Source organism: Sphingobium sp. TomTYG72, from assembly GCF_055394715.1.
Genome location: NZ_AP027337.1, coordinates 336,932 through 360,750, shown reverse-complemented (window position 1 = coordinate 360,750; position 23,819 = coordinate 336,932). Strand labels below are relative to the sequence as shown.

The 23,819-nt window shown below is 61.5% G+C and carries 20 protein-coding genes; 8 read left to right on the top strand and 12 right to left on the bottom strand.

Annotated elements, in window-relative coordinates; translation table 11 throughout:
• Positions 1 to 105: 105 nt before the first annotated feature.
• From ACZ5U1_RS15060 to ACZ5U1_RS15045, 4 genes are all read right to left on the bottom strand, one after another.
• On the bottom strand, positions 106 to 2,283 hold the full coding sequence (locus tag ACZ5U1_RS15060; protein ID WP_464780696.1) for a TonB-dependent receptor: 2,178 nt from the start codon (positions 2,281 to 2,283) through the stop codon (positions 106 to 108).
• A gap of 32 nt (positions 2,284 to 2,315) precedes the next feature.
• Positions 2,316 to 3,539, bottom strand: a complete 1,224-nt coding sequence (locus ACZ5U1_RS15055; protein ID WP_464780695.1) for a serine hydrolase domain-containing protein — start codon at positions 3,537 to 3,539, stop codon at positions 2,316 to 2,318.
• A gap of 136 nt (positions 3,540 to 3,675) precedes the next feature.
• Positions 3,676 to 4,824 (bottom strand): helix-turn-helix transcriptional regulator, encoded by a 1,149-nt coding sequence (locus ACZ5U1_RS15050; protein ID WP_464780694.1) that lies wholly within the window; start codon positions 4,822 to 4,824, stop codon positions 3,676 to 3,678.
• A gap of 84 nt (positions 4,825 to 4,908) precedes the next feature.
• A complete protein-coding gene (locus ACZ5U1_RS15045) occupies positions 4,909 to 5,388 on the bottom strand; it encodes a MarR family winged helix-turn-helix transcriptional regulator (protein WP_464780693.1) in 480 nt (159 codons plus the stop codon).
• Between the two features lie 74 nt (positions 5,389 to 5,462).
• Between ACZ5U1_RS15045 and ACZ5U1_RS15040 the strand changes: the two genes are divergently transcribed.
• The 6 genes from ACZ5U1_RS15040 (at position 5,463) to ACZ5U1_RS15015 (ending at position 13,812) form a co-directional block, all read left to right on the top strand.
• Positions 5,463 to 6,914 carry an aldehyde dehydrogenase gene (locus ACZ5U1_RS15040; protein WP_464780692.1) on the top strand — a complete coding sequence of 484 codons (1,452 nt, stop codon included), beginning with the start codon at positions 5,463 to 5,465 and terminating at the stop codon, positions 6,912 to 6,914.
• Positions 6,915 to 7,036: 122 nt separating this feature from the next.
• Entirely contained in the window at positions 7,037 to 7,897 is an 861-nt protein-coding gene (locus ACZ5U1_RS15035; RefSeq protein WP_464780691.1) for a p-hydroxycinnamoyl CoA hydratase/lyase, read from the top strand.
• A 69-nt stretch (positions 7,898 to 7,966) separates the two neighbouring features.
• A complete protein-coding gene (locus ACZ5U1_RS15030) occupies positions 7,967 to 10,120 on the top strand; it encodes an acetate--CoA ligase family protein (protein WP_464780690.1) in 2,154 nt (717 codons plus the stop codon).
• A gap of 44 nt (positions 10,121 to 10,164) precedes the next feature.
• Positions 10,165 to 11,499: an MFS transporter gene (locus ACZ5U1_RS15025; protein ID WP_464780689.1), complete on the top strand. Its 1,335-nt coding sequence runs from the start codon at positions 10,165 to 10,167 to the stop codon at positions 11,497 to 11,499.
• A gap of 74 nt (positions 11,500 to 11,573) precedes the next feature.
• A complete protein-coding gene (locus tag ACZ5U1_RS15020; protein WP_464780688.1) occupies positions 11,574 to 12,827 on the top strand; it encodes a cytochrome b/b6 domain-containing protein in 1,254 nt (417 codons plus the stop codon).
• Positions 12,828 to 13,005: 178 nt separating this feature from the next.
• A complete protein-coding gene (locus tag ACZ5U1_RS15015) occupies positions 13,006 to 13,812 on the top strand; it encodes a sugar phosphate isomerase/epimerase family protein (RefSeq protein ID WP_464780687.1) in 807 nt (268 codons plus the stop codon).
• 13 nt (positions 13,813 to 13,825) lie between these two features.
• Here ACZ5U1_RS15015 and ACZ5U1_RS15010 read toward each other — a convergent pair whose 3' ends face one another.
• The 4 genes from ACZ5U1_RS15010 to ACZ5U1_RS14995 form a co-directional block, all read right to left on the bottom strand.
• The gene (locus ACZ5U1_RS15010; protein WP_464780686.1) at positions 13,826 to 14,614 is read right to left on the bottom strand and encodes an SDR family NAD(P)-dependent oxidoreductase; all 789 of its coding nucleotides are present in this window, start codon (positions 14,612 to 14,614) and stop codon (positions 13,826 to 13,828) included.
• A 24-nt stretch (positions 14,615 to 14,638) separates the two neighbouring features.
• Positions 14,639 to 15,484, bottom strand: coding sequence for an SDR family oxidoreductase (locus tag ACZ5U1_RS15005; protein ID WP_464780685.1), 846 nt, complete (start codon positions 15,482 to 15,484; stop codon positions 14,639 to 14,641).
• Positions 15,485 to 15,497: 13 nt separating this feature from the next.
• Positions 15,498 to 16,460, bottom strand: a complete 963-nt coding sequence (locus ACZ5U1_RS15000) for an aldo/keto reductase (RefSeq protein WP_464780684.1) — start codon at positions 16,458 to 16,460, stop codon at positions 15,498 to 15,500.
• A gap of 68 nt (positions 16,461 to 16,528) precedes the next feature.
• Positions 16,529 to 16,774, bottom strand: coding sequence for a hypothetical protein (locus tag ACZ5U1_RS14995; protein WP_464780683.1), 246 nt, complete (start codon positions 16,772 to 16,774; stop codon positions 16,529 to 16,531).
• 203 nt (positions 16,775 to 16,977) lie between these two features.
• On the opposite strand from ACZ5U1_RS14995, the gene ACZ5U1_RS14990 reads away from it, so the two are divergent.
• Complete coding sequence (locus ACZ5U1_RS14990) at positions 16,978 to 18,048, top strand: hypothetical protein (RefSeq protein WP_464780682.1); 1,071 nt, start codon at positions 16,978 to 16,980, stop codon at positions 18,046 to 18,048.
• 81 nt (positions 18,049 to 18,129) lie between these two features.
• On the opposite strand, the gene ACZ5U1_RS14985 is transcribed toward ACZ5U1_RS14990, so the two are convergent.
• On the bottom strand, positions 18,130 to 18,834 hold the full coding sequence (locus ACZ5U1_RS14985; protein ID WP_464780681.1) for a hypothetical protein: 705 nt from the start codon (positions 18,832 to 18,834) through the stop codon (positions 18,130 to 18,132).
• Here ACZ5U1_RS14985 and ACZ5U1_RS14980 point away from each other — a divergent pair.
• Positions 18,824 to 20,629, top strand: coding sequence for a hypothetical protein (locus ACZ5U1_RS14980; protein ID WP_464780680.1), 1,806 nt, complete (start codon positions 18,824 to 18,826; stop codon positions 20,627 to 20,629). The genes ACZ5U1_RS14985 and ACZ5U1_RS14980 overlap by 11 nt on opposite strands.
• Before the next feature lie 196 nt (positions 20,630 to 20,825).
• On the opposite strand, the gene ACZ5U1_RS14975 is transcribed toward ACZ5U1_RS14980, so the two are convergent.
• From ACZ5U1_RS14975 to ACZ5U1_RS14965, 3 genes are all read right to left on the bottom strand, one after another.
• Positions 20,826 to 21,143: a 2Fe-2S iron-sulfur cluster-binding protein gene (locus ACZ5U1_RS14975; RefSeq protein ID WP_464780679.1), complete on the bottom strand. Its 318-nt coding sequence runs from the start codon at positions 21,141 to 21,143 to the stop codon at positions 20,826 to 20,828.
• Positions 21,144 to 21,156: 13 nt separating this feature from the next.
• Positions 21,157 to 22,341 (bottom strand): cytochrome P450, encoded by a 1,185-nt coding sequence (locus ACZ5U1_RS14970; protein ID WP_464780678.1) that lies wholly within the window; start codon positions 22,339 to 22,341, stop codon positions 21,157 to 21,159.
• A gap of 109 nt (positions 22,342 to 22,450) precedes the next feature.
• Complete coding sequence (locus ACZ5U1_RS14965; protein ID WP_464780677.1) at positions 22,451 to 23,563, bottom strand: helix-turn-helix transcriptional regulator; 1,113 nt, start codon at positions 23,561 to 23,563, stop codon at positions 22,451 to 22,453.
• Positions 23,564 to 23,819 lie beyond the last annotated feature (256 nt).

Here is a 23,819-nt window from a genome sequence, read left to right as displayed (position 1 = left end):
GATGCTGCCGGGGTAAGTGGAGCTTGTTCAATCTGGCCTGATCGAACAAGCTCCAAAGCACCAATCCTGAAACCCGCCACCCGATGGCGGCGGGTTCCTTCAACTTCAGAAGGTGAAGCCAGCGCGGATGCCATATTCGCGGGGCGCCCCGTAGAATTCATTGAGACCGAACTGGCCGCTGACATAGCGCTTGCCGGTCAGGTTGGTACCATAAGCCTCGATATGGAACTGCCCCGTGCGTAGCGTGACCAGACCCGACAGCAGCCCATATCCCGCGATCCGATCCGACACGGGCGAATATGCGAGATAGGTGAAGCGCGGGCCAACATAGGAATAGCTGACCCGTGGCGTCAGCGTCACGTCGTCACCCAACTGGAATTCGTAGGCCGCCGTCCCGCCATAGGTCCATTTGGGTGAATAAAGATTAGGGCCGCCGTCGGTAGTAGTGATGGCTGGCGTGTAATCAAAGCAGACCGGAGGCGCAGAAGGCGTGCCGGGAGGGCATTGGGGACCCAGGCTTCCCGACGGGATAGCCCGCGTGTTGATGAAGGTCAGCCCGGCCAGCTTCGAATGAACATAAGCGACGTTAGCGTCAAAACTGAAGCCGCCGAACTTGCTCTGCAACTGCGCTTCGAAACCCTTGATCTTGCCTTTTGAAATATTCTGGACGCCGTTGAAGCCGGTCGTCGGTTCGATCACTTCGAACTGGAAATCGGAATAATCATTGTAGAAAGCCGAAATCTGCGTGCGGACATGCTTGTCGAACAGGCTCGCCTTCCAGCCGATTTCATAGTTCCAAACCATTTCCGGCCGGAACTCGGAATTCACAGCATTGAAGCCGCCGGGCTTATATCCTCGTGCCACGAAGGCGTAGAGCAGGTGGTCGTCGTTGACCGTCCAGTTGATCGCGGCTTTGCCGGTCACGCGCCCATCCTGATGCGTGCCCGCCAAGTTCGCGACGGGCAGGCCGCCCGGAGGGAAGATCGGGATGCCAGCGCCGATGCGCACCTGACCTACGCCGCTGGCCTTATAGTGCGAATAGCGCGCGCCCAGCTGTAACTGGACGTCGGGCGTCATGCGGTAGCTGCCCTGCGCGAAGATGCCCAGCGTTGTGCGTATATTGTCGGGATCAATGTCTGTCGGGAAGCCCGCTTGCAGCTGATGGATCCGCACCTTGATCTCGTTGCGCTGGAAATAGCCGCCCAAAATCCATTCCAGCGTTTCGCCGGTCGGCGAGATCAGATTGATTTCCTCGCTATACTGGCGTTCTCGGGCATAATAATCCTCGGCGATGCCACCAGGCGCCTGCGATGCATCGACATCGTTGACGCCCTCGATCTTCTTGCTCTGATACCCGCTCAATGACCGCAGCACGATGCCGTTGGCGAATTCCTGCCGCAGTTCCAGGCTGGAAATGAACGCCTTTTCACGGATTGCCACCGGTGTATCGTAGCTCAGCGTGTAGATGTCACCAACAGGAGCGGGATTGAACAATACTCCCTGGATCGGGCGATAGGCATAGCCGCCAATGTCGCGGTCGTTATACTGAACCTTCAGCAGCGCGCGAAAGTCTCCGGGTTGCCACAGCACGCCGATGCGCCCGCCCTTCTCGTCCAGCTTGCCCGCCTTGTTGTTAAAGGGGCCGACATCCTTGAAATAGCTATCATGGCCCCGGTAGAATCCAGCGCCGCGCACAGCCAGCGTGGAGGACAGCGGCACGTTCACCGCGCCTTCCAGCCCGTAATTGCCTCGGTTGCCAGCGCTCCCCTCGGCATAGCCATTGACGTCGCTCAAATCAGGATTGCGCGAATTGATGAAGATGGCGCCACCGGTCGAGTTACTGCCGACCAACGTGCCCTGCGGACCGCGCAACACTTCAACGCTCGCCAGATCGTAGAAGCTGTTCGCCTGGACGATCGGCGGCTGGAACAGCCCGTCGATATAAGTCGCCACGCCCGCCGTTACGTTAGGCGAGTTGCTGGCAAGGCCGATGCCGCGAATGTTGACGGCCGATGTGATGCCCGCGTCGGAAATGGACAGCGCGGGCGTCGCATTTTGAAGATCGTTGAGGCGCACGACGGCGTTCGCCTTGAGGTCGCTTGCGTCGAGCGCGCTGGCGGCAACCGGCACCTTTTGCAGATTTTCGGTTCGGCGCTGGGCCGTCACGACGATCTCGCCCAATGTGCTGGATGACTCAGGCTGCGGAGCGGCCTCTTGCGCCCCGGCGGACGCTGTCCACAGCGTCATGATGGCGGTGGAGCCCATCAACAATATGCGCTTCATTCTACCCTCCCTTATTCTTGCTATTCTTGCGATTATTTCGGTGACCACGCCGATACGGCTTTCAGAAAAGCGCCGGTTTCTGCCGTCGGCTTCTCATCACCCGGCGGGAAATAGCTGATCTTGACCACGACGGTGCGGGATCGCGGATCGACGTAGATGAACTGGCCCTGCAACCCCACGGCACTGTAAGCGCCACTATTGTCCAGCAGCCACCATTGCATCGCATAGCCGGTCGGAATGCCCGGCATCTTGTCATCGGCTGGCGCGGACGGCGCCGTCGATGTGCGGACCCAGTCGGCTGGCACCACCTGCCGCCCGTTGGCGCGGCCACCGTCCAGCATCATCTGGCCGACCCTGCCATAGTCGCGCAGCGTGGCGTTGAAGCCAGCGCCGCTGAATTCGCGGCCGGTGCCCGGCTGCCCATCCATGATGTAGAAGCCGTCCTGCTCCGCGCCCAGCGGCTCCCACAATTTCTGCGCGGTATAGCCCGCGACGGTCGTACCGCTGACCCGTTCGATCAACCAGCCAAGCACGGCGGTGTCCAGCGTCTTGTACTGGAACACGCTGCCCGGTGCATGCAGCCGCTTCACCGTCCGCGCGGCATCGGCAAAGCGCGCGACATTCTTAACCAGCGCGTCGACATGATTGCGCGCCGCGATGCCGGGATTGGCGAAGTCGTAGCGTTCCTCATAATCGACGCCAGACCGCATCTGCAGGATCTGCCGAATGGTCACGCCGTCATATCCGCCGCCCTTCAATTCGGGCAGGTAAGCGGTGATGTCATCGTCCAGCGACTTGATCCGCCCTTCCGACAGCGCACAGCCGACCAGCAGCGACGTGACTGACTTGGTCATGGACCAGCCGATGAAGCGGCTGTTTTCGTCGCTGTTGTTGCGGTAGATTTCGCTGATGATCTTGCCGTCCTTCATCACCAGCAGCGCGTTGGTGTAGGTGCGATCCAGGAAATCCTGCGCCGTGTAGCGCTTGCCGCCGAAAGTGTAGCTGACATCCAGCGGCGCGTCGGCGCGCGGCAGCCGCCAGGGCGTTCCCGCATGGGCGACGGTGCGCGTGGTAAACAGCCGGTCCATGCTGCGGAAAGTCAGCGAGTTGATGTCGCCATCCAGCATGTGCCAGCGAGCGATCTGGACTGCGACCGGGACGGTGGACGGCGGGCCGTCGGCCAGTACCGGCGGCAATGTCTGCTGCGCTGATGCAGGCTGAATTGCCGCGCACAACGCGCCAGCGGCCAAACTCACAATTAATCCCGATGCTTTGCGCACGCGCACATCCTCTACTTTCGGCCGCAAATAGTCGTCGGCTCGTTACTGGCATTTTGGACTTGAGAACTAAGCGGCGCGGCTCCCAAATGGGATATGCGGCGCAGCATCTTGTTCAATGCATGCTGCCATGCAATTGAGCGATGACGGACCCATAGAGCTTGCCAACCAGATCGGCCTGGCGGCGGCTGTCCGTCTTTTCGAGGATTCGCTTCATCTGGATCCGCACGGTGCCGACGGAAATGCCGCGGCGGCTGGCATAGGCATTGAGCGATGTGCCTTGCGACAACGCGACGGCGAGTTGCGCCTCCGCAGGCGTCAGGCCGAACAGCGACGTGACGTGCCCCGCCGACAAGGGAGGCGCCTGCGATGGATCGATCAGGATCAAGGCGACACCGTCCCGGTCATCGTCCCAGCCATGCGCCGCCGCGCCCTTGAAAGCGTCGTTTGGCAGGGCGATGGCCTGCATTATGCTGCCCTCAAGATCGCCGAAGGTCGCCGTGACCATGTCGCCATGGCAAGCAGGCGACAAAAGCCGCGCCAGCCTCTGACGACTTTCGGCGGACACCCCGCGCAGTTGGCCCTGTCCCAACGTCAAGGGCGCGCCATTCCCCAGCATCGCCGCCGCCGCGCGATTGTGCCAACGCACCTCGCCGCTCGCGTCGCAGAGGATCACCCCCGCCCGTAAACGGTCCAGGATCGAGGCCAAGGATGCCTGCGCAGCCTGTGCCGCCTGCACCGTGGCCGAAAGGCGCGACATGGCCAGCAGATGCGGGGCGATGTCAGCCAGGAAGGTGGCGTCATAGCCGTCGCGCTCTACCGTGTCGCTGATGTGCCGGTGCAGGATCAGGCTGAACCAGCGCGACGGCGCAAATTCGAAAAGCAGGCCCGACCCGCCCCTTAAGCCAACTTGCGCCAGACGATGCCGCGTTTCCTGCAATTGCGGCGATGCGGAAGCAAAACGCTGTTCATCAGTGCGCACCGCGAGCTGCCCTTCCAGGCGATCGCGCGGCACGACAGCGAGCCGGGGATTGTCGGGATTGTTGATCCATCGGTCGTGCAGCGCGGCGTTCGCATGGGAATAGCTGTCCCGCTCCTGCCAGCGCTGGATCAGGTGGTCGCCTTCCTGCCGATAAATCTGCACCGCCGCGCTGCGGACGCCAAGACCAGAGCAAATCTGGTCCAGCGTCGGCCGCCAATTGTCCGGACGTTCACAGCATCCGTAAAGCGCGGGCAATATCTGCGCGCTGAAATTGGCCTCCATTGCATCCCTCCCTGCTTGCCGCGCACTGTTTTTACTGCGGCGATAGGCTCCCAAATGACGTATGCTCCGGGAGGATAGCGCGGCCTACATGACCGCCGCTTCCCTCTCCTCATCCGTGGCATTTTCTTCCTGTTCCAGAACGTCCAGCACTACGCGCAGCGCATCCTGATATTCGGGCGTCAGCAAGCGTGTGTAACGGTGTTCGTGCGCGGACATGATCGCGTCCGCCTCGCTGCGCGCGTCCTCTCCCTGGGCGGTCAGGCACAGAGCGAAGGAGCGTCCGTCGACCGGCGACTTCTGCACCAGGTCCTTCTGGATGAGGCCAGTGATCAACGGCACCATATTGGCGCGCTTGATGCCCAGCATGCGGCCTATGTCGCTTTGGATGCAGCCCGGATTGGCGCCGATCGTCAGGAGGATCGTCGCTTCCACTGGCCGCAGCCCGACCAATTCCAACCCCGCGCCCAGCGTCGCCATCATCGCGGAGGAGGAACGCCGCAGCCGATAACCCAGCCGCGATGCGACCGGATTGACCAACCTGTTGTCGGAAGGACTCGTGCTCATGCCACCCTCATAATGTTATTGCTCAGAACAATCAACATTGATATGCAACATAACATTAGGAGAGGACCTGACACATGTCCGCATCGGAAATTTCCCTGATTATCGGCGGCGAATCGCGCAGTGCCGCATCGACTTTCGAACGGTTGAACCCGGTCACTGGCGCCGTCGCCACCCGGGCCGCCGCCGCCAGCGTCGAAGACGCCATTGCTGCGGTAGACGCCGCCAAGGCAGCATCCCCCGCCTGGTCACAGACCGGCCCCAATGCCCGCCGCGCGTTGCTGATGAAGGCCGCCGACGCGCTCGACGCCCGGGTCGATTACTTTGTCGATGCGATGATGACAGAGATCGGCGCGACCGAGGGCTGGGCGCGCTTCAACCTGATGCTATCCAGCTCGATGGTGCGCGAAGCGGCCGCCCTCACTACCCAGATCGGCGGAGAGGTGATCCCGTCCGACAAGCCCGGCTGCATCGCCATGGCGATCCGGGAACCTGCAGGCGTGGTGCTGTCGATGGCGCCGTGGAACGCGCCGATCATCCTCGCCACCCGCGCCATCGCCGTGCCGCTCGCCTGTGGCAACAGCTTGGTGCTCAAGGCATCGGAACAATGCCCGCGCACCCATGGCCTGATCGTTCAGGCCTTTGTGGAAGCAGGCTTCACTGGCGGCATCGTCAACCTGATCACCAACGCGCCACAGGATGCGGCCGATGTGGTCGGCGCAATGATCGACCATCCAGCCGTGCGCCGCGTGAACTTCACCGGATCTACGCCGGTCGGCCGGATCATCGCGAAACGCTGCGCTGAACATCTGAAACCTGTGGTGCTGGAGCTGGGCGGCAAGGCGCCGCTGATCGTGCTGGAGGACGCCGACCTTGAGGAGGCAGTGAAGGCCGCCGCCTTCGGCGCTTTCATGAACCAGGGCCAAATCTGCATGTCGACCGAACGGATCATCGTGGTCGACGCCATCGCCGACGCCTTTGTAGAGAAGTTTCAGGCAAAGGTCGGCACCATGGCGGTGGGCGACCCGCGCGAAGGCAAGACGCCGCTGGGCGCGGTGGTCGACAGCAAGACCGTTTCCCATGTCCGTACGCTCATCGATGATGCGTTGGCGGCAGGCGCGATCCAGCTGAACGGCGGCAAGGCGAATGGCGTCTTGATGCCCGCCCATGTCATCGACCGCGTCACGCCGCAAATGAAGCTGTTCCGCGACGAAAGCTTCGGCCCGGTCGTCGGCATCATCCGCGCCCGCGATGAAGCGCATGCGATCGAACTGGCCAACGATACCGAATATGGCCTGTCCGCATCGGTCTTCACCCGCGACACGGCGCGCGGCCTCAGGGTCGCTCGGCAGATCCAGTCCGGCATCTGCCATGTGAATGGCCCGACCGTCCATGACGAAGCGCAAATGCCCTTCGGCGGCGTCAAGGCATCAGGTTACGGCAAGTTCGGCGGTCGCGCCGGGATCGACAGCTTCACTGAACTGCGCTGGATCACGATGGAGACCCAACCCGGCCATTATCCGATTTGAACCAACCGCATTCACCTACGCGTCATCCCAGCGAACGCTGGGATCTCAGGCGGACAGGCACGACTTAGCCGCCCGAGATGCCAGCTTTCGCTGCCATGACGACCAAGAACAAGGACTTTACCATGACCAATTTCCTGCATGCCGATGGCGTCGAGCAGGCCGAAATCGAAACCGTCGCCTTCACGGTGGAGAACGGCGTCGCCTGGGTCAGCCTGAACCGCCCGGACAAGCGCAATTGCATGTCGCCGCGTCTCAACCGCCAGATGATGCGCGTGCTCGATGAACTTGAGTTTCGCGACGATGTCGGCGTGCTCGTCCTGACCGGCGAAGGCACGGCGTGGAGCGCGGGCATGGACCTGAAGGAATATTTCCGGGAAACCGAAGCGCAGGGCCTGAAGGGCACGCGCGATGCGCAGCGGGAAAGCTATGGCTGGTGGCGCCGCTTGCGTTGGTATCAAAAGCCTACCATCGCCATGGTCAACGGCTGGTGCTTTGGCGGCGGCTACGGCCCGCTCTTCGCTTGCGACCTCGCCTTCGCGGCGGAGGAAGCGCAGTTCGGCCTGTCCGAAATCAACTGGGGCATCCTGCCCGGCGGCGGCGCGGCCAAGGTAGCTACGGAACTTACCAGCTTCCGTAACGCCATGTACCACGCCCTGATGGGGGAGAATGTGGACGGCAAGACGGCGGCGGAATGGGGCTTCGTCAACGAAGCACTGCCGCTTGGCGCATTGAAGGGCCGCGTGTCTCAGGTTGCGCAGACGCTGCTGACCAAGAACCCCGTGGCGCTCAAGGCGACCAAGGACGCCATCCGCCGGGTGCGCGAAATGACCTATGACAATGCCGAGGATTATCTGATTCGCGCGCAGGAAGCGGCCAACAGCTTCGACAATGAAGGCCGCAAGGAAGGCATCAGGCAGTTCATCGACGACAAGAGCTACAAGCCGGGTCTAGGCGCGTACGACAAGTCGAAACAGCAGGCCTGAACAGCGGCAAATTGGCGGGACCGATCGAAAAGTCGGCCCGCCCAAACAGTTTTTTGGAGAGACGGACCCATGACGGCCGACACCCTCAATCCGCCCGTCGCCGCCGCCCGCACCGGCAATGCGCTCGATCGGCTGCTCCGCCCGCGATCGGTGGCGATCGTCGGCGCATCGGACAAGCCGGGTGCGCTGGGCGCATCCGTCCTGTCCAACTTGATCCGCAACGGCTTTCCCGGCGACATCCACCTCATCAATCCCAAGCGCGCCGAAATCGGCGGACGGCCATGCCTGCCCTCGGTCAATGCCCTGCCCGATAGCGTTGATGCCGCCGTCCTCGCCATCCCGCGCGCTGCGGTGCTCGATACGGTGAAGGCGCTGGCCGCACGCAATGTCGGCGCCGCCGTCATCTTTTCCGCCGGATTTGCCGAAGGCGGTGAGGAAGGTCTGGCGGAGCAGCGAGAGATTGGCCGAATCGCCGACCAGACCGGCATGGTCGTCGAAGGGCCAAACTGCCTTGGCATGACGAACTTCATTGATCGCGTACCGCTGACCTTCGTTGAAACCGACGCGAAGCGGCTGGGCGATCGTCCCGGCATTGGCGTCGTGTCGCAAAGCGGAGCGATGGCCTGCGTCCTGTGCACCACGCTCGCTTCGCGTGATTTGGGCCTTTCCTTCTCCATCTCGACCGGCAACGAAGCGGCATCAGGCGTCGAGGATTATGTCGATTACCTGCTGGAAGACAGTTCGACGCGCGTCATCGCCATGATCGTGGAACAGTTCCGCAAGCCCCAGCGCTTCCTGGCCGCCGCCCGCCGCGCCCGGGCACTGGGCAAGACCATCGTCCTCCTGCACCCGGGCCGGTCGGCCGCCGCGCGTGAGTCCGCCGCGACCCACACAGGGGCGATGGCGGGCGACTATCAGGTGATGCGGGTGAAGGTGGAACGGGCGGGCGTCATCCTGGCCGAGACGCTTGAGGAGCTGGGCGATATCGCCGAAATCGCGCTGCGCTGTCCAACCATCCCGGCGGGCGGCGTCGCGGTGCTGGGCGAAAGCGGCGCGTTCAAGGCGCTGACCCTTGACCTTTGCGAAACACTCGGCCTCGACCTGCCGCAGGTCAATGACGGCAACGCTCCAGCGCTGCGCGAGGCGCTGCCCGAGTTCGTGCCGGTCTCAAACCCGCTGGACCTGACGGCGCAGGGCCTCGTCGATCCCGACCTCTATCGCCGGACGCTGGCGGCGCTGTTCACCGACGACCGGTTCGGCAGCATCGTCGCGGGCATCATCCAGACCGATCCCGTGACCGTCGGCATCAAGCTGCCGCCCATCCTGTGCGCCGTTGACGAATTGCGGCCGGACAAGCCGATCATCTTCACCGGGCTGGACGAAGGCGCTCCGGTTCCGTCCAATTATCTTGATCAGTTGCGCGCGCTTGGCATCCCCTATTTCCCTTCGACCGAACGCGCCTTCCGCGCCCTTAAGCACCTCAACGACCATGCGCGTCGGGACTTCAGCGAAGCGCCGACCACCCCCCTGCTCGCCTCCGGCCTCGCCGGGCACAGCGGCGTCATCCCGGAATATCGCGCCAAGGCGATACTCGCCCCGCTCGGCATCCCGTTCCCCCGGGGCGCCTTCTTCACCAGCATCGACGACGCGCTTCGCGCTGCGCAAGCGGTCGGCTATCCGGTCGCGCTCAAGGCACAATCGGCCCGTCTAAGCCACAAGAGCGATGCGGGCGGCGTGGTGTTGAACCTCTCCAACGGCGACGAACTGCGCGCGGGCTGGGACCGGCTATATGCCGATGTCGCCGCCTATGATGCAACCATCGCGCTCGACGGCGTCCTGCTCGAAGCCATGGGCGAACGCGGCGTCGAACTTATCATCGGCGCGAAGAACGATCCAGACTGGGGGCCGGTCATCCTGTGCGGGTTCGGCGGGGTCACGGCGGAAATCCTCCAGGACGTGCGCCTGATCACCCCCGGCCTCTCGGTCGATGCCATCGCCGCTGAACTGCATAAGCTCAAGCAAGCGCCTCTGCTGCGCGGCTTTCGCGGATCGCCCGCGCTGGATGTGGAGGCAGCAGCGGGGATTATCCATAGGCTTGGCCGCATCCTTCTCGCCGAACCTTCAATTCGGGAGATCGATCTTAATCCGGTGATCGTCTATCCGCAGGGTAAAGGCGCGATCGCCCTCGACGCCCTTATGCTGACAGCTCCGGAAGGCGCCTGACCAAGGCAATAACCAGATCGACAATCATTTCAGGGGAGGTGAGGATGGCGCAGAACGGAACGGACATCAGGCAATTACTTGATGAAGCGCCCATGGGCCGCCTGCAAATCGCGGCTGTAGCGTTGTGCATCATGCTGAACGCGCTTGATGGCTTTGATGTGCTGGCGATCAGCTTCGCGTCACCCGGCATTGCCGCGGAGTGGGGCATTGATCGCGCCGCATTGGGCGTCGTGCTTTCGATGGAACTGATCGGCATGGCTGTGGGATCCGTGCTGCTCGGCGGCCTGGCTGATCGCATCGGCCGTCGGCCCACCATCCTGCTCTGCCTCGTGATCATGGCGACAGGTATGTTAGCCGCGACCTTTTCATTCAGCATTGTCTCCCTGTCGGTGATACGGCTTGTCACTGGCCTCGGCATTGGCGGCATGCTGGCTTGCACCAACGCCATCGTCGCAGAGCTTGCCAACGCGCGCACCCGCAGCCTGGCCGTTGCCCTCATGGCGGCGGGCTATCCGATCGGCGCGATCCTTGGCGGCTCGGCCGCTTCGATGCTGCTGATGTCGGGCGAATGGCGTGACATATTCCTTCTGGGAGGCGTCGTCACTGCAATCTTCTTGCCGCTGACGTTCCTGCTGCTCCCTGAATCGATCGGCTTCCTCCTTCAACGACGCCCGGCCAATGCGCTGGACCGGATCAATCAGCTGATGGGCCGGATGGGACACCACGCACTGGATGCTTTGCCACCTTCAAATGCAGCGGCACCCAAGGCGTCCTTTGCCGCGCTGTTCAGTCCCGGCCTCGCACGCACAACGGTGCTGCTGACGGCCGCCTATTTCTTTCACATCATGACCTTTTACTTCATTCTCAAATGGCTGCCCAAGATCGTCGTGGACATGGGTTATGCACCCTCGTCCGCTGGTGGCGTGCTAGTATGGGCCAATGTAGGCGGCTTGCTAGGCGCGCTTTCGCTCAGTGCCCTCAGTTGGCGACTGGATGTCCGCATATTGGTGATCGCCACCCTCTTACTGTCGATGGCAATGGTGACTGTCTTCGGACAGGGACAAGCCAGCCTTTTCGGCTTGGCCGTGGTAGCTGCGGCGGCGGGATATTTCACCAACGCGGCCGTCGTCGGCCTCTATGCCATCATTGCGCAATCTTTCCCAACGGCCGTCCGGGCAGGCGGCACGGGAATAGTGATCGGCCTCGGCCGTGGAGGAGCTGCTTTGGGTCCCATCCTTGCTGGTTTCCTTTTCACTCTCGATTTCAAGCTTCCCGCCGTGGCGCTGACCATGGCATCAGGATCGCTGATCGCAGCATGCGCTTTAGCCCTTCTCGTGACCGGAGGACGGCACAGCAATTCGTCCAAGGTTTACGAATGAACCGCTGTTCCCTTCATTGCCCGCCCGCCGCTCGCGCTCTTCTTTGACATCTTCATAAGGACGAAAGACTGCCCATGTCGCCACAGCGCTATTCCATGACGGCAATCGCGTTGCATTGGTCGATCGCGGCAGCCCTTAGCTTTCAACTCGTCCTGGGCTGGCAATTGTCCGGCATCGCGCCGGGGCTGGGCCAATTTGCCGCCTATCAGCTGCACAAGTCGATCGGGATCGCCATCCTGCTGCTCACCTTTCTGCGGGTTGGCATCCGCCTGGCCCACCCCCGCCCCCCGGCACTGGCGGATGATCGGATATCTGCGTTCGCGGCAAAGGTGACGCATCAATTGCTCTACGCCGTCATGCTCCTCGCCCCGCTCAGCGGCTGGGCGCTGGTCTCAACCAGCAAGCTGCAGGTGCCGACGCTGCTGTTCGGCACGATCGCCTGGCCGCATCTGCCAATCCCTCTTGGCCTCAATGGAATAGCCTATGACACACATCGCCTGGCCGCTTATGTCCTGGCCGGATTGGTCGTGCTGCATGTCGCTGGAGCTATTCGCCATCAATTCTACAAGCGTGAGGATCTGCTTGCTCGCATGATCCCGGGCTTGGCGCCGGGGCTTGCGCTGCTGGTTGCGCTAGGAACATTGGCATTGGCAGGTGTGGCATCATTCTTTCTTACCGGAACGCCCACCAGAGCCGTGGCGCAGCGGCAAGGAACGCCCGCGCCGATCAAGATAGCGCCGCCTTCACCCGGCTCCACCCCAGCGCAGCGGCCTGCCACGACCCCGATGGCCCCAAAAGCTACGCCGGTGCCCATGGCCAATTCACAACAACTTCCCTTGTCGCGGTGGCGCGTCGTGGGGCAGGGAAGGCTCGGCTTTATCGCCATGTGGAGCGGCGCGGCGGTGGACGGGTCCTTCCTTAACTGGAAATCGGACATCCGCTACAGCCCAGACGATCTGCCCGGCAGCGCAATCCTGGTGACGATCGACCTGTCCTCCGCCGTCACGGGCGACGCACAACGCGACGAAACGCTGCGAGGCCCCGATTATTTCGACATAGCGGCGCATCCGCATGCAGTATTCCGCGCCAAGGGTTTCCGGCCACGGGGCGGCGACCTGTACGAAGCCAGAGGCACGCTGGACCTGAACGGACGCCGCCGCCCGGTCACGCTACGCTTCACGCTGCGTCAGGATGGGGACACGGCCAGAGCCGAAGGCCGAGCAGATCTTGACCGGAACATGTTTGATGTCGGTTCAGCCACCGATGAAACGATCGCTGCGAAGGTCACGGTAAACTTCAGCTTAACCGCGCACCGTCAGGACCAGTGATGATGCGGGTTTCGAGGCAATTTCCAGGGAGCACTTTGTCATTCAGTTTGTCCAAGACAAAAAATTGCCGTTCTTTTCCTCGCGTCACGCCGCCTTTAGGCGCAAGCCGACCATCAACTGCCAATAAGGTGGTTATTCTATTCCTGACATTTGCAGACCCGCATCGAGGTGAACCTTAGTGACCCAGCGCAAATACGCCCTTGAGCAGCTTTCGGCACTGGAACTGGGACCGCTCAGCTTTGTCGAGGTCGCCGCACGGAGCGGCTATGACGGTATCGGCCTGTTTCTTGAGGGCCTGCCGGTCCCCCATGCCGCATCTTACAGCCTGGTGTCGGACCACCATCTGTTCGAGACATTCGCTCAAGCGATCAAGGACGCCGGTCTCTTCGTCCATGTCGTCGAGCCGTTCCTGATAACGCCCGACATCAGCCGCGAGGAACATCTGCGCAACCTCGACCTGGCGGCGCGCCTGGGTGCACGGGTCTGCGGGACGCTCGCCTTCGACGATAATGAGAGCCGCCGCAACGACCGGCTGGCGGAACTCGCGAATGAGGCTGGGAAGCGTGGCCTTGCATTGACCATAGAGCCCTATCTGGAATCGAGCTGGCAGACGCTGTCGCAAGCGGCGGCAGCGGCCGATGCGGCCGGAGATCACGCTGGCGTGACCCTTGACGTCCTCCATGTCATCCGTGGCGGTGAGCATTGGGAGGCGGTGCGGGCAATGGCTCCCACCAAGATCAAGACGATCCAGATCAGCGACGGCACATTGGCAAAGCCCGCAGACTGGCCCCTCGCGGCAGTAACCGACCGCGCGGTGCCGGGCGAGGGCGAATATGATCTGGCGGCGCTGGTGCCCTTGCTCCCGGCAGGCATCCCGATCGGCATCGAAGTGCCCTCGCTTGATCTGGCTGCGCGTATGCCCGCCGAAGAACGGGTGGCCTATCTGCTGCAAAAAACCCGCCAGATCATGGGCGACGCAGCCTGAACAGCGCCGGGTCTCACCGCATGGTGAGGCCTCCATCCACCGAAATGGTCTGGCCGTTGATCCATTCCCCATCGGTAGATGCCAGCATCGCGACCATGGCGGCGATGTCCTCGCTTCGCCCCAGCCTCGGCGCGGGCGTCTCGCTCTGGAACTGGGCCAGAAGCTCCGCAGGCGCATGGTCGCGCATCAGCGGCGTGATGATGTATCCCGGCAGGATCGCGTTGGCGCGGATATTCTCGCGGCCCCAGCGGTTCGCGACATGGCGCACCAGCGCGCCGATGCCAGCCTTGGCCATCGCATAATAGGGCCGCACCGTCTGACCCATGGTCGCCGCCGCCGACGAGCTATAGATCATGGCGCCGCCGCCCCGCGCGAGCAGATGGGGCAGCGCATGCCGGGTCGCCCGCGCCATCCCCTTGAGGTTCACGTCGAGCGTGCGGTCCATCACGGCATCCGTCGCGTCGATGATGTCGCTATCCTCCAGCAAAATCGCCTGATCGGCGAAATTGGCATGGAAAACATCGATCCCGCCAAATGCGACGATGGCCGTATCGCAGAGCGCCGCGAAGCTCGCATCGTCGGCCGCATCGAACAGCGCGCCGATCGCGCGCCCACCGCCGCGCCCAATATCGGCGGCGACCGCCTCCACCGCAGCTTCCTCGGACGGCGGGCCAGCGACGACTACGGATGCGCCCTCGCTAGCCAACCTTCTCGCCGTAACCTCGCCAATGCCGCGACTTGCGCCAGCGACGACCACGACCTTGCCTGATAGACGATGCAAAACGCCGTCCACCTGCTCCATCTTCTCTCCTTTACCGCGATGGCGTCATGAAATGGCCGGCGCGGCCAGTCCATGATCTTCGAAGAACGTCGGTGCGGTATAGAGCTTAGGACCGGCGAACGCGACAGCGTCCGGCGAATCCATCATCCATGCCACGGTGCGGCCGGTGTCCGCCGGTGTGTAGCTCGGCAATCCGCCGCCGAAGTTGAGGGCGGCGTCGCCATATTTGGCCGTCAGCGTCTCGGTGATGGTCAGCCCAGGCTGGATGTGAAAGCTGACGATGCCACGGTCGCGATATTCCAGATCGACAAACTCGGCGAGCTTGGAAAAGGCGGCTTTGCCCGCAGCATAGAGAAAACCCCATCCCCCTTCTTCGAGTTTGCGCTCGCACAGGGTGGTGCCAGCACCGCTGGTGATGAACACGATGCGCCCAGCCCCTTGCGACAACATCGGCTGCAACACTTTCTGGGTGATGTGCAGATGATTGATCATCAACCCCGCCATCGTCTGCTCCGCCTTCGTGGCATCAACCGCATCGATCGGCGCCATCAGATAGGGACTTTGGGCAAGCGCGTTGTTGAACAGGCCGTCGATCCGGCCCCATGTCTCCAGCACGGTATCGACCGCAGCGTCGATGCTGGTGCGGTCCAATATGTCCATCGGGACGCCGATGGCCCGGCCTCCCATAGCCTCGATTTCCCGCACCGTCGTTTCCAGGCTGCCGGGAAGGGCGATGGAAGCCGAGCCGGTCTCCTCTTCGGCCTTCCCTTCGCCTTCCTTGCGCGTCCGACCAGTCACCGCGACGGCGAACCCTCGGCGGGCAAGCTCGATCGCCGCCGCCTTCCCTATGCCGCGCGTGCCGCCCGTTACCAAAGCTACCTTGGTCATCATGCTCTCCCGTGCTTCAGCCAACGCGCAGTTCGGCGAGGTCTTCAGGCGACAGCCTGACCGCTGCGGCCTTGACGCTTTCGGCGATGCGGGCGGGGCTGGATGCGCCGAAAATGGGAATGGTCTGCTGCGGCTGATTGACCAGATAGGCCAGCACGACGTCGCTGACCGAAACGCCATAACGCTCGGCCACGCGCTTGGCGACCTCGAACCGCTGCTGGTTGGCGGGGTTGTCGTAAAAGCCCTTGAGGTGATCGGGAACCTGCCCCTTCTCCAGGAAGGAGAAGAAACCACGGCTCTGCGCGCAATAAGGAATAACGGTCAGGTCGCTGCCCTGAAGCGCGCCGCCATGATCCTCGAAATAGAGCTGATAGCCCTGCGCCGTCGCCGCTTCCTCGTTCGGCTTGGCCAGACCCCAGAAGGGTTCGACCGCAACAAAGCCAGCATTGCCCTTGGATTGCGCATAGGCATTCGCCTCGAGCACACGGGCTGCGGTCCAGTTGGACGCGCCGAAATAGCGGATCTTGCCCGCCTGCTGCGCCGCGATCAGCGTGTCGATGATGGGGCCGACCGGCGCTTCCGCATTGTCCATGTGCACCCAATAGAGATCGATCGTATCGACGCCCAGATGCTCCAGGCTCTCTGCAAGGTCACTGTTGATGTCGGCGGGCGTGACGCGGTTGCGATAATCGCCGACGCGCAGGTCGAAGAAGCCGCCCTTGGTGGCGATCACGAAGTCGGCGCGGTTGCGCCCCTTCAGCCATGCGCCAATCGCCCGCTCGCTCGCCCCCTTGGGCGCGTCGGGAATCCAGTCGCCATAGGACCGGGCGGTGTCGATGAAATTGCCGCCCAGTTCCACGAACTTATCCAGAATGGCGTTGGCTCCCGCCTGATCGATGGCAGTGCCGAGCATGTTCGTGCCGTAGCACAAACGGCTAACGGACAGGTCGGTCTTGGCGAGCTTGACCTTCGACAGCATGATTATTCTCCAACTTGGCAACAAAGTAAAAATTGCCGGGGTCGAAACCCTGGGGCGGCGACGCGCGATCAGCCGAACGAACGGCTGATCTGGATACGATGGCCATCGGGATCGGCGATCACATGGCCCTTGCTGTTCTTGTAATAGTTCTTGGCGCGCGGATGCCCCCATATCATCTGCTGCATCTGCGCCTGCACGCGTTCGTTGAAGTCATCACGGGCGGCTTCTGTCGCCGCGTCGACAAGCTCGCCGCGCGCCGGTCCGGGCGTAACGAGCACCGCGCGGGCCAGGTAGGCATCCTCGGCAAGCGGCAATGAAGGCCGCCAGCTGACTGCGGCAGAATTTTGATCGGGCTCGTCACCGGCATTGCTCTCACTCGTCCCTCATGCTGCCCTCCAGAAAGGCAGCGCGAAAACCTTTATAACGACGAATTATCGAGATATTGTCGAAAAAGCAATGACACTAGCGACAACGATGGATTAAAGGACGTCTGTTTAGTTGGAGAGGAACCCCAAGAATGCCGACAGCATCGGATTATGTGATCCGCCCGGTCGCGGAACCCCGCCTGATCGACAATGTATATTCCGACGATCAATATGCTCGCCTGATGAAGTTGATCCGCGAACAGGGTCCGTGGAAGATGATCCTGGCGCTCCATTTCAAGAGCCCGGAAGAAGTGGTCGCGACCACGTCTGGCGCCGTACCTGAAGGCGTGGAACTGACCTGGGACATGTTCCTGTCACCCTACTTTCGCGGCTATCTCGCACAGGCCAGCGTCAGCCTGTATCCAGAGATGGACGACCTGTTTTACAATCCGAAGCATCTGGCGCAGATCCGCTCCTACTGGAACGCGCAATATGCGATCCCGGACAATATGAACTTCGTCATGCAGGGTCCGGCCGAGTCCTCCGATCCTGGGCATCTGGACGCCGCCGCATTCCGTGGCATTTCGCAGAACGACACGCCGATCTGGCTAATGAACACGATGGCGAAGTCCGGCCTGTTCCAGAAATGGTCGCTCAAGAAGGGTCAGGTCGTCGCGTGGTTCTATCCCGGCTCTATCGGCGGCGGCTTCACTTACTGGCCCGAAGGCCCGCAGGCCGCGCCCAAGCGGATCGCACAACCGATGTGGAACCAGGCCGTCGTCGCGCAGAACGAGATGATGTTCCACCGTGGCGAATCCTGCGGTCCACTCGACAGGCGCCGTCCGCAGGGCCTCAGCATCGACTCGATGCTGTATCCGGACCCGGACGCCGAAAACGCCTGGCTGATCAAGACAGGCGACACGGTGATCCAGAAAGTCCCCGCGAGCGAATCGCGTCTGATGGTCCACTGGGGCGGCAACGTCTTCCAGGATATGGACGAGATGAAGATGGTGCTGGAACATAAGGACGATCTGACCCAAGATCAGGTGTTCGACATGTTCATCAAGGATTTGCGGGCGAAAGGACTTCAGTTCGAGACCCCGTCTGAACCGCTTCACGACAAGGCTTTCATCAGCATGCTGACGCGTACCTATGACGTTGGTATGCCGCGTATGTATCCCGCCGAAGCGCCCCGTCCGCATCAGGATCGCCTCGCGGCTTGAACATAAGCAGGCCAGAGACAGACGATGGAAGGGCGGTCATTTGATCGCCCTTCCTCTTTTTTGCGCCTGACCCTTCTCGCCTCAGTCGCCAGCCGCAGCGAATATGTCCTCGATCAGTCTGCTGTCGATCGTCTCGCCACGATCGGCAGCCACTCTTTCGAGAAATTGCACGATGCTGCGCTGCCAGACTGGCGCGCGTGCGGCGAAGATAGCTTTTTCGCTTGCAAGAAGGGGGACCTCGCCCGCCCGGGTATCCAGCACCTTGAGCGCGGCCTGTTCAAAAGAATGCCCCACCTGCTCAAGCGCCCTGATCTGTAACAGGATGACCGCTGCGCCAATGACAATCTCACCCATCTGACGATGGACCATGAGAGCCTCGGCTACCGTGAATCCGGAAGCGGTCATTTTTTCGAGCCACGCCTCGGTGCGGTCAATTTCCACTTCCGCGCCCAGGCCACCTGTAAGGAAATGGGCCAGCAGCTTGCCGGGGCCGGTCAGCGTCTTATGGAGGGCGATTGCAGCCTCCGCGACAAAGGCGAACCAGGGCTGCCCTGTGTCCGTAGCCTGAACGTCTTCCTGCACCAGTTGAGCCGCCACGAGGCGAACGAGATCGTCGCGGGTCGCGATATAGCCATAAAGAACCGTTCCATTGACCCCCAGCCGCTTTGCAACCGCAGTCATGGTCAGATTTTCCAGGCCTATCTCCTTCGCGACCTGCACAATCTGGGAGAGGGTCAGGCGTCGGGGCCGACCCAGCGGTCTATTGGCGCGAGCTTTGTGGTCCACCTTCATACCCCTGCGATGTCAGCAAACGACGAGCACTTCAAGACAGGGAAACATCAACATTTTCGAGAGTATGTCGAAAAACGTTGATAAGTGGATCGCTATTGTCATAAATGCTGGCAAAATCCGGCGAAGAGATTGGGGCTGCCAATCCCGCCATCTTCGTCGTGCTTGGAGAGTGTGCAGTAACATGAAATCCGTTGAAAATCCCGGCGTGAGCGCGCGCCCCCATGCACAACAAGGCCAGCGTTACAGATTGACATGCTCGACCGGCGTGACCGCAACAGCCTCACGCCTGTCCGACATCTCTCACCAGCTGCCATCAGGAACATCTGTGCTCGTTGCCGAGGTTTGTCACGGCGATGGGCGTGCCAGGATCAGCAGTCCCGCTGGGTGGCTCGACAGCGATCTGCTGGAACCCATCGGCCCTGCCCGCCCTCGCAAGCGCGCATTCGAGCAATTTCGTCAGAACCATCTGGAAATCGCCCCCGGCGATCAGCACGGGCTGGATTTCCCGATATCTCTCGACATGGTTTGGGAGTTCGGCCCCGAGTTCCTGACGAAGGCTTTTCGATCGGCGGGCACAATCTCGCCCGACAATGCTGTCACGCAGATCGTCTCCATCCAGCCGCTGGACGTTCCGGGCGCTTCGGGAAATGCCATCCTCACGGTCTCCTATGCAAAGGCGGAACCCGGCATCGAGAACGATCTGTTCATCAAATTCCCGCCTAAGGATGTCGAGTTCAAATATAGCCTCGCGCATATGGCGCACGGCGAAGTGACAATGCTGCAATTTGCGCGCGAGCGTAACTTGCCCGTCCGCGTCCCCTATCTCTACTTTGGCGATTATTCCTCGCTGACCAACAATTACATACTCATCACCGAACGACTGCGATTCGGCGAAGGCGCCATCGAACCTGCTTATCGCAAGGGCTTCGACCATGAGGTGCCGCATATCGAGGAACATTACCGCACCCTGGCAAAGGCGATGGCGAGCCTCACCGCCGCTCACAAAACCGGGGCGCTCGGGAATGAGCTCGAAAGCGTCTTTCCCTTCAAGGGAGCGGCACGCGATTACAGTTTTCTTGAGGACCCGACCCCCAAGATCGATCGCCTGATCGACTTTATCGGCCGCATCGCTCCGCAACTATTTGCCGCCGAGGCGTCCAATCCCGCCTTCCTGAAAACCTTTCGCGAAGACCTGCTGTACGGTTTCGCGCACAAGGACGCCGTGTTGGCTTACCTGCACGGAAAGGTTGATTATACGGGGATGTGCCATCCCAATCTGAACATCGACAATGCGTGGTTCTGGCGCGATGCCGATGGTACGTTGCAGGCCGGATTATTCGATTGGGCTGGCGCCGGGCAGATGAGCATGGCGCAAGCCATGAGCGGCATGTTGATGATGCAGATTCCAGAAAAGCACATCGACATCGTGGCCGACGCCCACCGGACATATATTGATGAATATCATCGCCTCGGCGGTCCTCGACTTGATTATGATGAGCTTCATTTCCAATACAAGGCGTCGCTGTTCTCCACGGCCCTCTATGTCATTGTCGCATGGGTGTCCGACTACTTCTTTGAACGGCTGACGGAAGAAGAGTATCGCGGCATTGCCAACCGCTTTGATGATCGGATCGTCCAAAATGGCCTATATCAGGGCACGGTGTGGATCGATTGCATGCTGCGCGAATGGCTCCAGCCGGTCACGCCGGGCGACGTTTGCCGTAGCATCGTAACACGGAAAGCAAAGGGAACGGGTGTCGACGGGAAAGAGGCGATAACGCCAGCTTAAAAAAGGCGCGGCCCAGTAGGATCGTTCGCCATGGAGTATATCCCAACCCTTCTTTCGCAGAAATTTCCCAATGGCGGAGGCTCAGGTCGCCGAATGGCCCTTCCCTTCGCCGATGGACGTTTCCGTCTTCGCCTTACCGGCTATCGTGGACATCGCGCACGGGATAACTGACGTCCGCAGCTTTATGCAGACGGGATCAAGTCTGCGATTCAGGAACACGAATGGTAATGCCGTCCATTTGCTGATTTAGAATCAACTGGCAAGTCAGGCGGCTGTTCGGCCGCACGTCGATACAGCCCTCCAGCATCTCCTTTTCCAGTTCAGAGGGCGGCGGCAAGCGGGACACCCAATCTTCCGCGACATAGCCATGACAGGTCGCGCAGGCGAGCGCTCCGCCGCATTCACCAACGATACCGGGGATGTAGTGATGTGTAGCGCACCGCATCACGCTTTCGCCGGGTTCAGCGGCGACCAGATGTTCGTTTCCCTGCGGATCGACAAACTTGATCTTCATTATTCTTCCCCTTTCATGCCGCGCCGTAGGGTTGAACCCACAATTCCCTGGGACCCCGAAGCACCGCGCTTACAAATTCGACCTCCTTGCCGGGAGACAGGCGAATGTCGGGAAAGCGCTCAAGGACGACCCGCAGCGCCACCTCCAGTTCGCGCCGGGCGAGATGCATGCCCACGCAGAAATGCCTGCCCCGCCCAAAGCTGATCAGTTCGCGATTGTCGCGGAACGGATCGAACCGGCGCGGGTCCTGGAATATTTTCGGATCGCTGTTGGCCGCCGTGATGCCGAACAAGACCCAGTCACCCTTGCTGATCTGCGCACCGCTAAGGTCCACGTCTGCGGACGCCATTCGCGGCAATAGGGCCGTTGGCGGCTGCCAGCGTAGTCCTTCCGTCACGATTGCCGCGCGCTCCGCTTCGCCTTTCAAAGCAAGGCTGCGCAGGCTGGGGTCTGCCAGGACACAGGCGAACAGGCTCCCTCCGGCTTTGTAGGTGGTGTCTGACCCAGCCGGGAAAAGTAAGCGGAAGAGGGACAGGATACGCTCATTGTCGAGCTTTTCCCCCTGAAATTCAGCCGCGATGAGCATCGATACGAAGTCATCGCCGGTCTGCCGCCGACGCTCCTCGATGATCGCCTCCATATAGGCGTCGAAGCCTGCCTTGGCTTCCATCGACCCTTGCGGATCCCAGGGATAATCGATCAGCTTGACGGCCCACCGCAAAAGCAGGCTTTCGTCACTGACGGGAATGCTCAACAACCGGGTGATGACCGAAAAGGGGAACAGCCGCGTGAATGCCTCCACGAATTCGACCTCCCGTTGCCCTTCGATGCGGTCGAGCAGTTCGTGCGCTACGGGCTCGATCAGGTTTTCGACATAGCTGCGGGTACGCGCGGGGAGAAAGGAAGGGGCGACCATTGCGCGGGTCACGCGATGCTCCTCCCCCGTCAGCGCCAGCAAATTGCGGCCCATGGGAATTTCGGTCATGGCGAGATACCCGTCGCTGGGATCGAAATGCACCTCGTCGGTGAACGCGCGATTCAGTTCGGCGTGGTCCAATATGAGCCAGGTCGGCGCGCCATGGTTCTTGACGGAAACCACAGCCCCATAGGCCCGTAGCTCTTCGAGGATGTCGTGCAGGTTCGGAAGCTCATCATAGGCGAAGTCGATGTGCGGCATCAGGGGCGCAGGGGCAGGCATCCATTCTCTCCATCCGAAACGGCCATGTCGTTCCGTCCGGAGTGCCCTAAAGCGCTATACGCCGCCATTCTGCCTCCAAATGGAGACAGTTCACAACAAGCCCCTAAGTTCAGACAAGGCTGGCAAGACTGCTGAGCAGCAGACGGACAAGTTCTGTCTGCCGCGTTGTCCCCGTTTTCGTGAGCGCGCGCTTGCAGTAAGTACGGGCCGTCGTGACGGTCACGCCAAGGAGGGATGCGGCTTCACCGATGCTGTGGCCATTGGTGAGCAATATCGCGAGCCGCGCCTCTGCTTTGCTGAGGCCAAAGTGGTCAGACACGTAATCGACTGCCGTCGCTGGCAGGGATTGGGCGTCGCGTTTCAGATAAACGACAAAGGCGATTTCGGAGCCGCTTTTCTGCCCGGCCAACCCTTCGGCAGAACGGATGATCAGGCTGACCGAAGACAAGCCGTCCTGTCCGGCAATAGCGTGCGCGGCGGGTGTTGGCGCGCTTCCAAGCTGCCGCAGGGCGTTGACGAACTCCTGTTGCGCCGAACCCGACAGACAAAGCCTGCGGCCGAGGCGACGGACCGAAGACTGCCCGGCGAGAATAGCTTCCGCCTCGGCATTGATCTCCAGGATTTCCCCTTGATGATCGAGCATCACAATGCCCACAGCCAGCGCCGACACGCCATGGGCGTAGATCGCCGACTGATCCTCCAGCTGGCGCAATCGCCGCTGCATCAGAACCGCGCGCGAAAGATGTGGAAGAAACTGACGAACCGACGCCATTTCGGGCGCCGAGAATGGCCCGGTGGCGCCGCCGCGGGAGCCGTTTAGCCAGACATCCGTGCCGCCATATCGCCCGACAAAGGCGAAATAAGCATGTTCGATGTCGAGTGGGCGGCACAGCTCGCGATAATAGTCCGACGCCCTGAAGGTCTGCCGGTCTATCAACGCCTCCAGCTGACGCACCTCTCCACCGGGGATGCCGCCATAGTAGACCGGATCTTTCCATTGATAGATCCGCCGATAGGCCTCGGTAGGCCTATCAGGATCGCGGTCGTTCTCCGGGCAGGCCGAATCTGTGTATATCGCGCTGCAACCCCCGCCATTGATCGGCGTGAACTTCAGCATCAACCGATGAGCCCCGGTTAGACGGCGCAGCTTCGGCAGAGCGGCCGCCCAGGGCCGATCGGCCAAAGGGCCATCATAGATCGCGCTGATCAGGTCGTCGTGCATGCCCTTATCCTTGGATCGCCGCTTCAGGCCAAGAACGCCCTTATATGCCGATGCCAAGTCCCGGGGAATTGCTTTGCTTATCTAATGTCGCGCTTGGCTTATCCAATGAGCGAGAGGGACGGGCCAAGAGCCGCCAGCCAGACGACAGGAGGGCCAGGCGTGAAAGCGCGGAGCGGTCACCCGTGCGCGCAAGCATCAAGGGGTGAGCAAACGCCGACGCATCGGTCGGCGTCTGGCGAACAAATCCTGAGCATAA

What these genes read in the sequence shown, in the direction of transcription:
- ACZ5U1_RS15060 (WP_464780696.1), bottom strand. Translation starts at nt 2,283, where the DNA reads ATGAAGCGCATATTGTTGATGGGCTCCACCGCCATCATGACGCTGTGG.
- ACZ5U1_RS15050 (WP_464780694.1), bottom strand. Translation starts at nt 4,824, where the DNA reads ATGGAGGCCAATTTCAGCGCGCAGATATTGCCCGCGCTTTACGGATGC.
- ACZ5U1_RS15045 (WP_464780693.1), bottom strand. Translation starts at nt 5,388, where the DNA reads ATGAGCACGAGTCCTTCCGACAACAGGTTGGTCAATCCGGTCGCATCG.
- ACZ5U1_RS15040 (WP_464780692.1), top strand. Translation starts at nt 5,463, where the DNA reads ATGTCCGCATCGGAAATTTCCCTGATTATCGGCGGCGAATCGCGCAGT.
- ACZ5U1_RS15035 (WP_464780691.1), top strand. Translation starts at nt 7,037, where the DNA reads ATGACCAATTTCCTGCATGCCGATGGCGTCGAGCAGGCCGAAATCGAA.
- ACZ5U1_RS15030 (WP_464780690.1), top strand. Translation starts at nt 7,967, where the DNA reads ATGACGGCCGACACCCTCAATCCGCCCGTCGCCGCCGCCCGCACCGGC.
- ACZ5U1_RS15025 (WP_464780689.1), top strand. Translation starts at nt 10,165, where the DNA reads ATGGCGCAGAACGGAACGGACATCAGGCAATTACTTGATGAAGCGCCC.
- ACZ5U1_RS15020 (WP_464780688.1), top strand. Translation starts at nt 11,574, where the DNA reads ATGTCGCCACAGCGCTATTCCATGACGGCAATCGCGTTGCATTGGTCG.
- ACZ5U1_RS15010 (WP_464780686.1), bottom strand. Translation starts at nt 14,614, where the DNA reads ATGGAGCAGGTGGACGGCGTTTTGCATCGTCTATCAGGCAAGGTCGTG.
- ACZ5U1_RS15005 (WP_464780685.1), bottom strand. Translation starts at nt 15,484, where the DNA reads ATGATGACCAAGGTAGCTTTGGTAACGGGCGGCACGCGCGGCATAGGG.
- ACZ5U1_RS15000 (WP_464780684.1), bottom strand. Translation starts at nt 16,460, where the DNA reads ATGCTGTCGAAGGTCAAGCTCGCCAAGACCGACCTGTCCGTTAGCCGT.
- ACZ5U1_RS14990 (WP_464780682.1), top strand. Translation starts at nt 16,978, where the DNA reads ATGCCGACAGCATCGGATTATGTGATCCGCCCGGTCGCGGAACCCCGC.
- ACZ5U1_RS14975 (WP_464780679.1), bottom strand. Translation starts at nt 21,143, where the DNA reads ATGAAGATCAAGTTTGTCGATCCGCAGGGAAACGAACATCTGGTCGCC.
- ACZ5U1_RS14970 (WP_464780678.1), bottom strand. Translation starts at nt 22,341, where the DNA reads ATGCCTGCCCCTGCGCCCCTGATGCCGCACATCGACTTCGCCTATGAT.
- ACZ5U1_RS14965 (WP_464780677.1), bottom strand. Translation starts at nt 23,563, where the DNA reads ATGCACGACGACCTGATCAGCGCGATCTATGATGGCCCTTTGGCCGAT.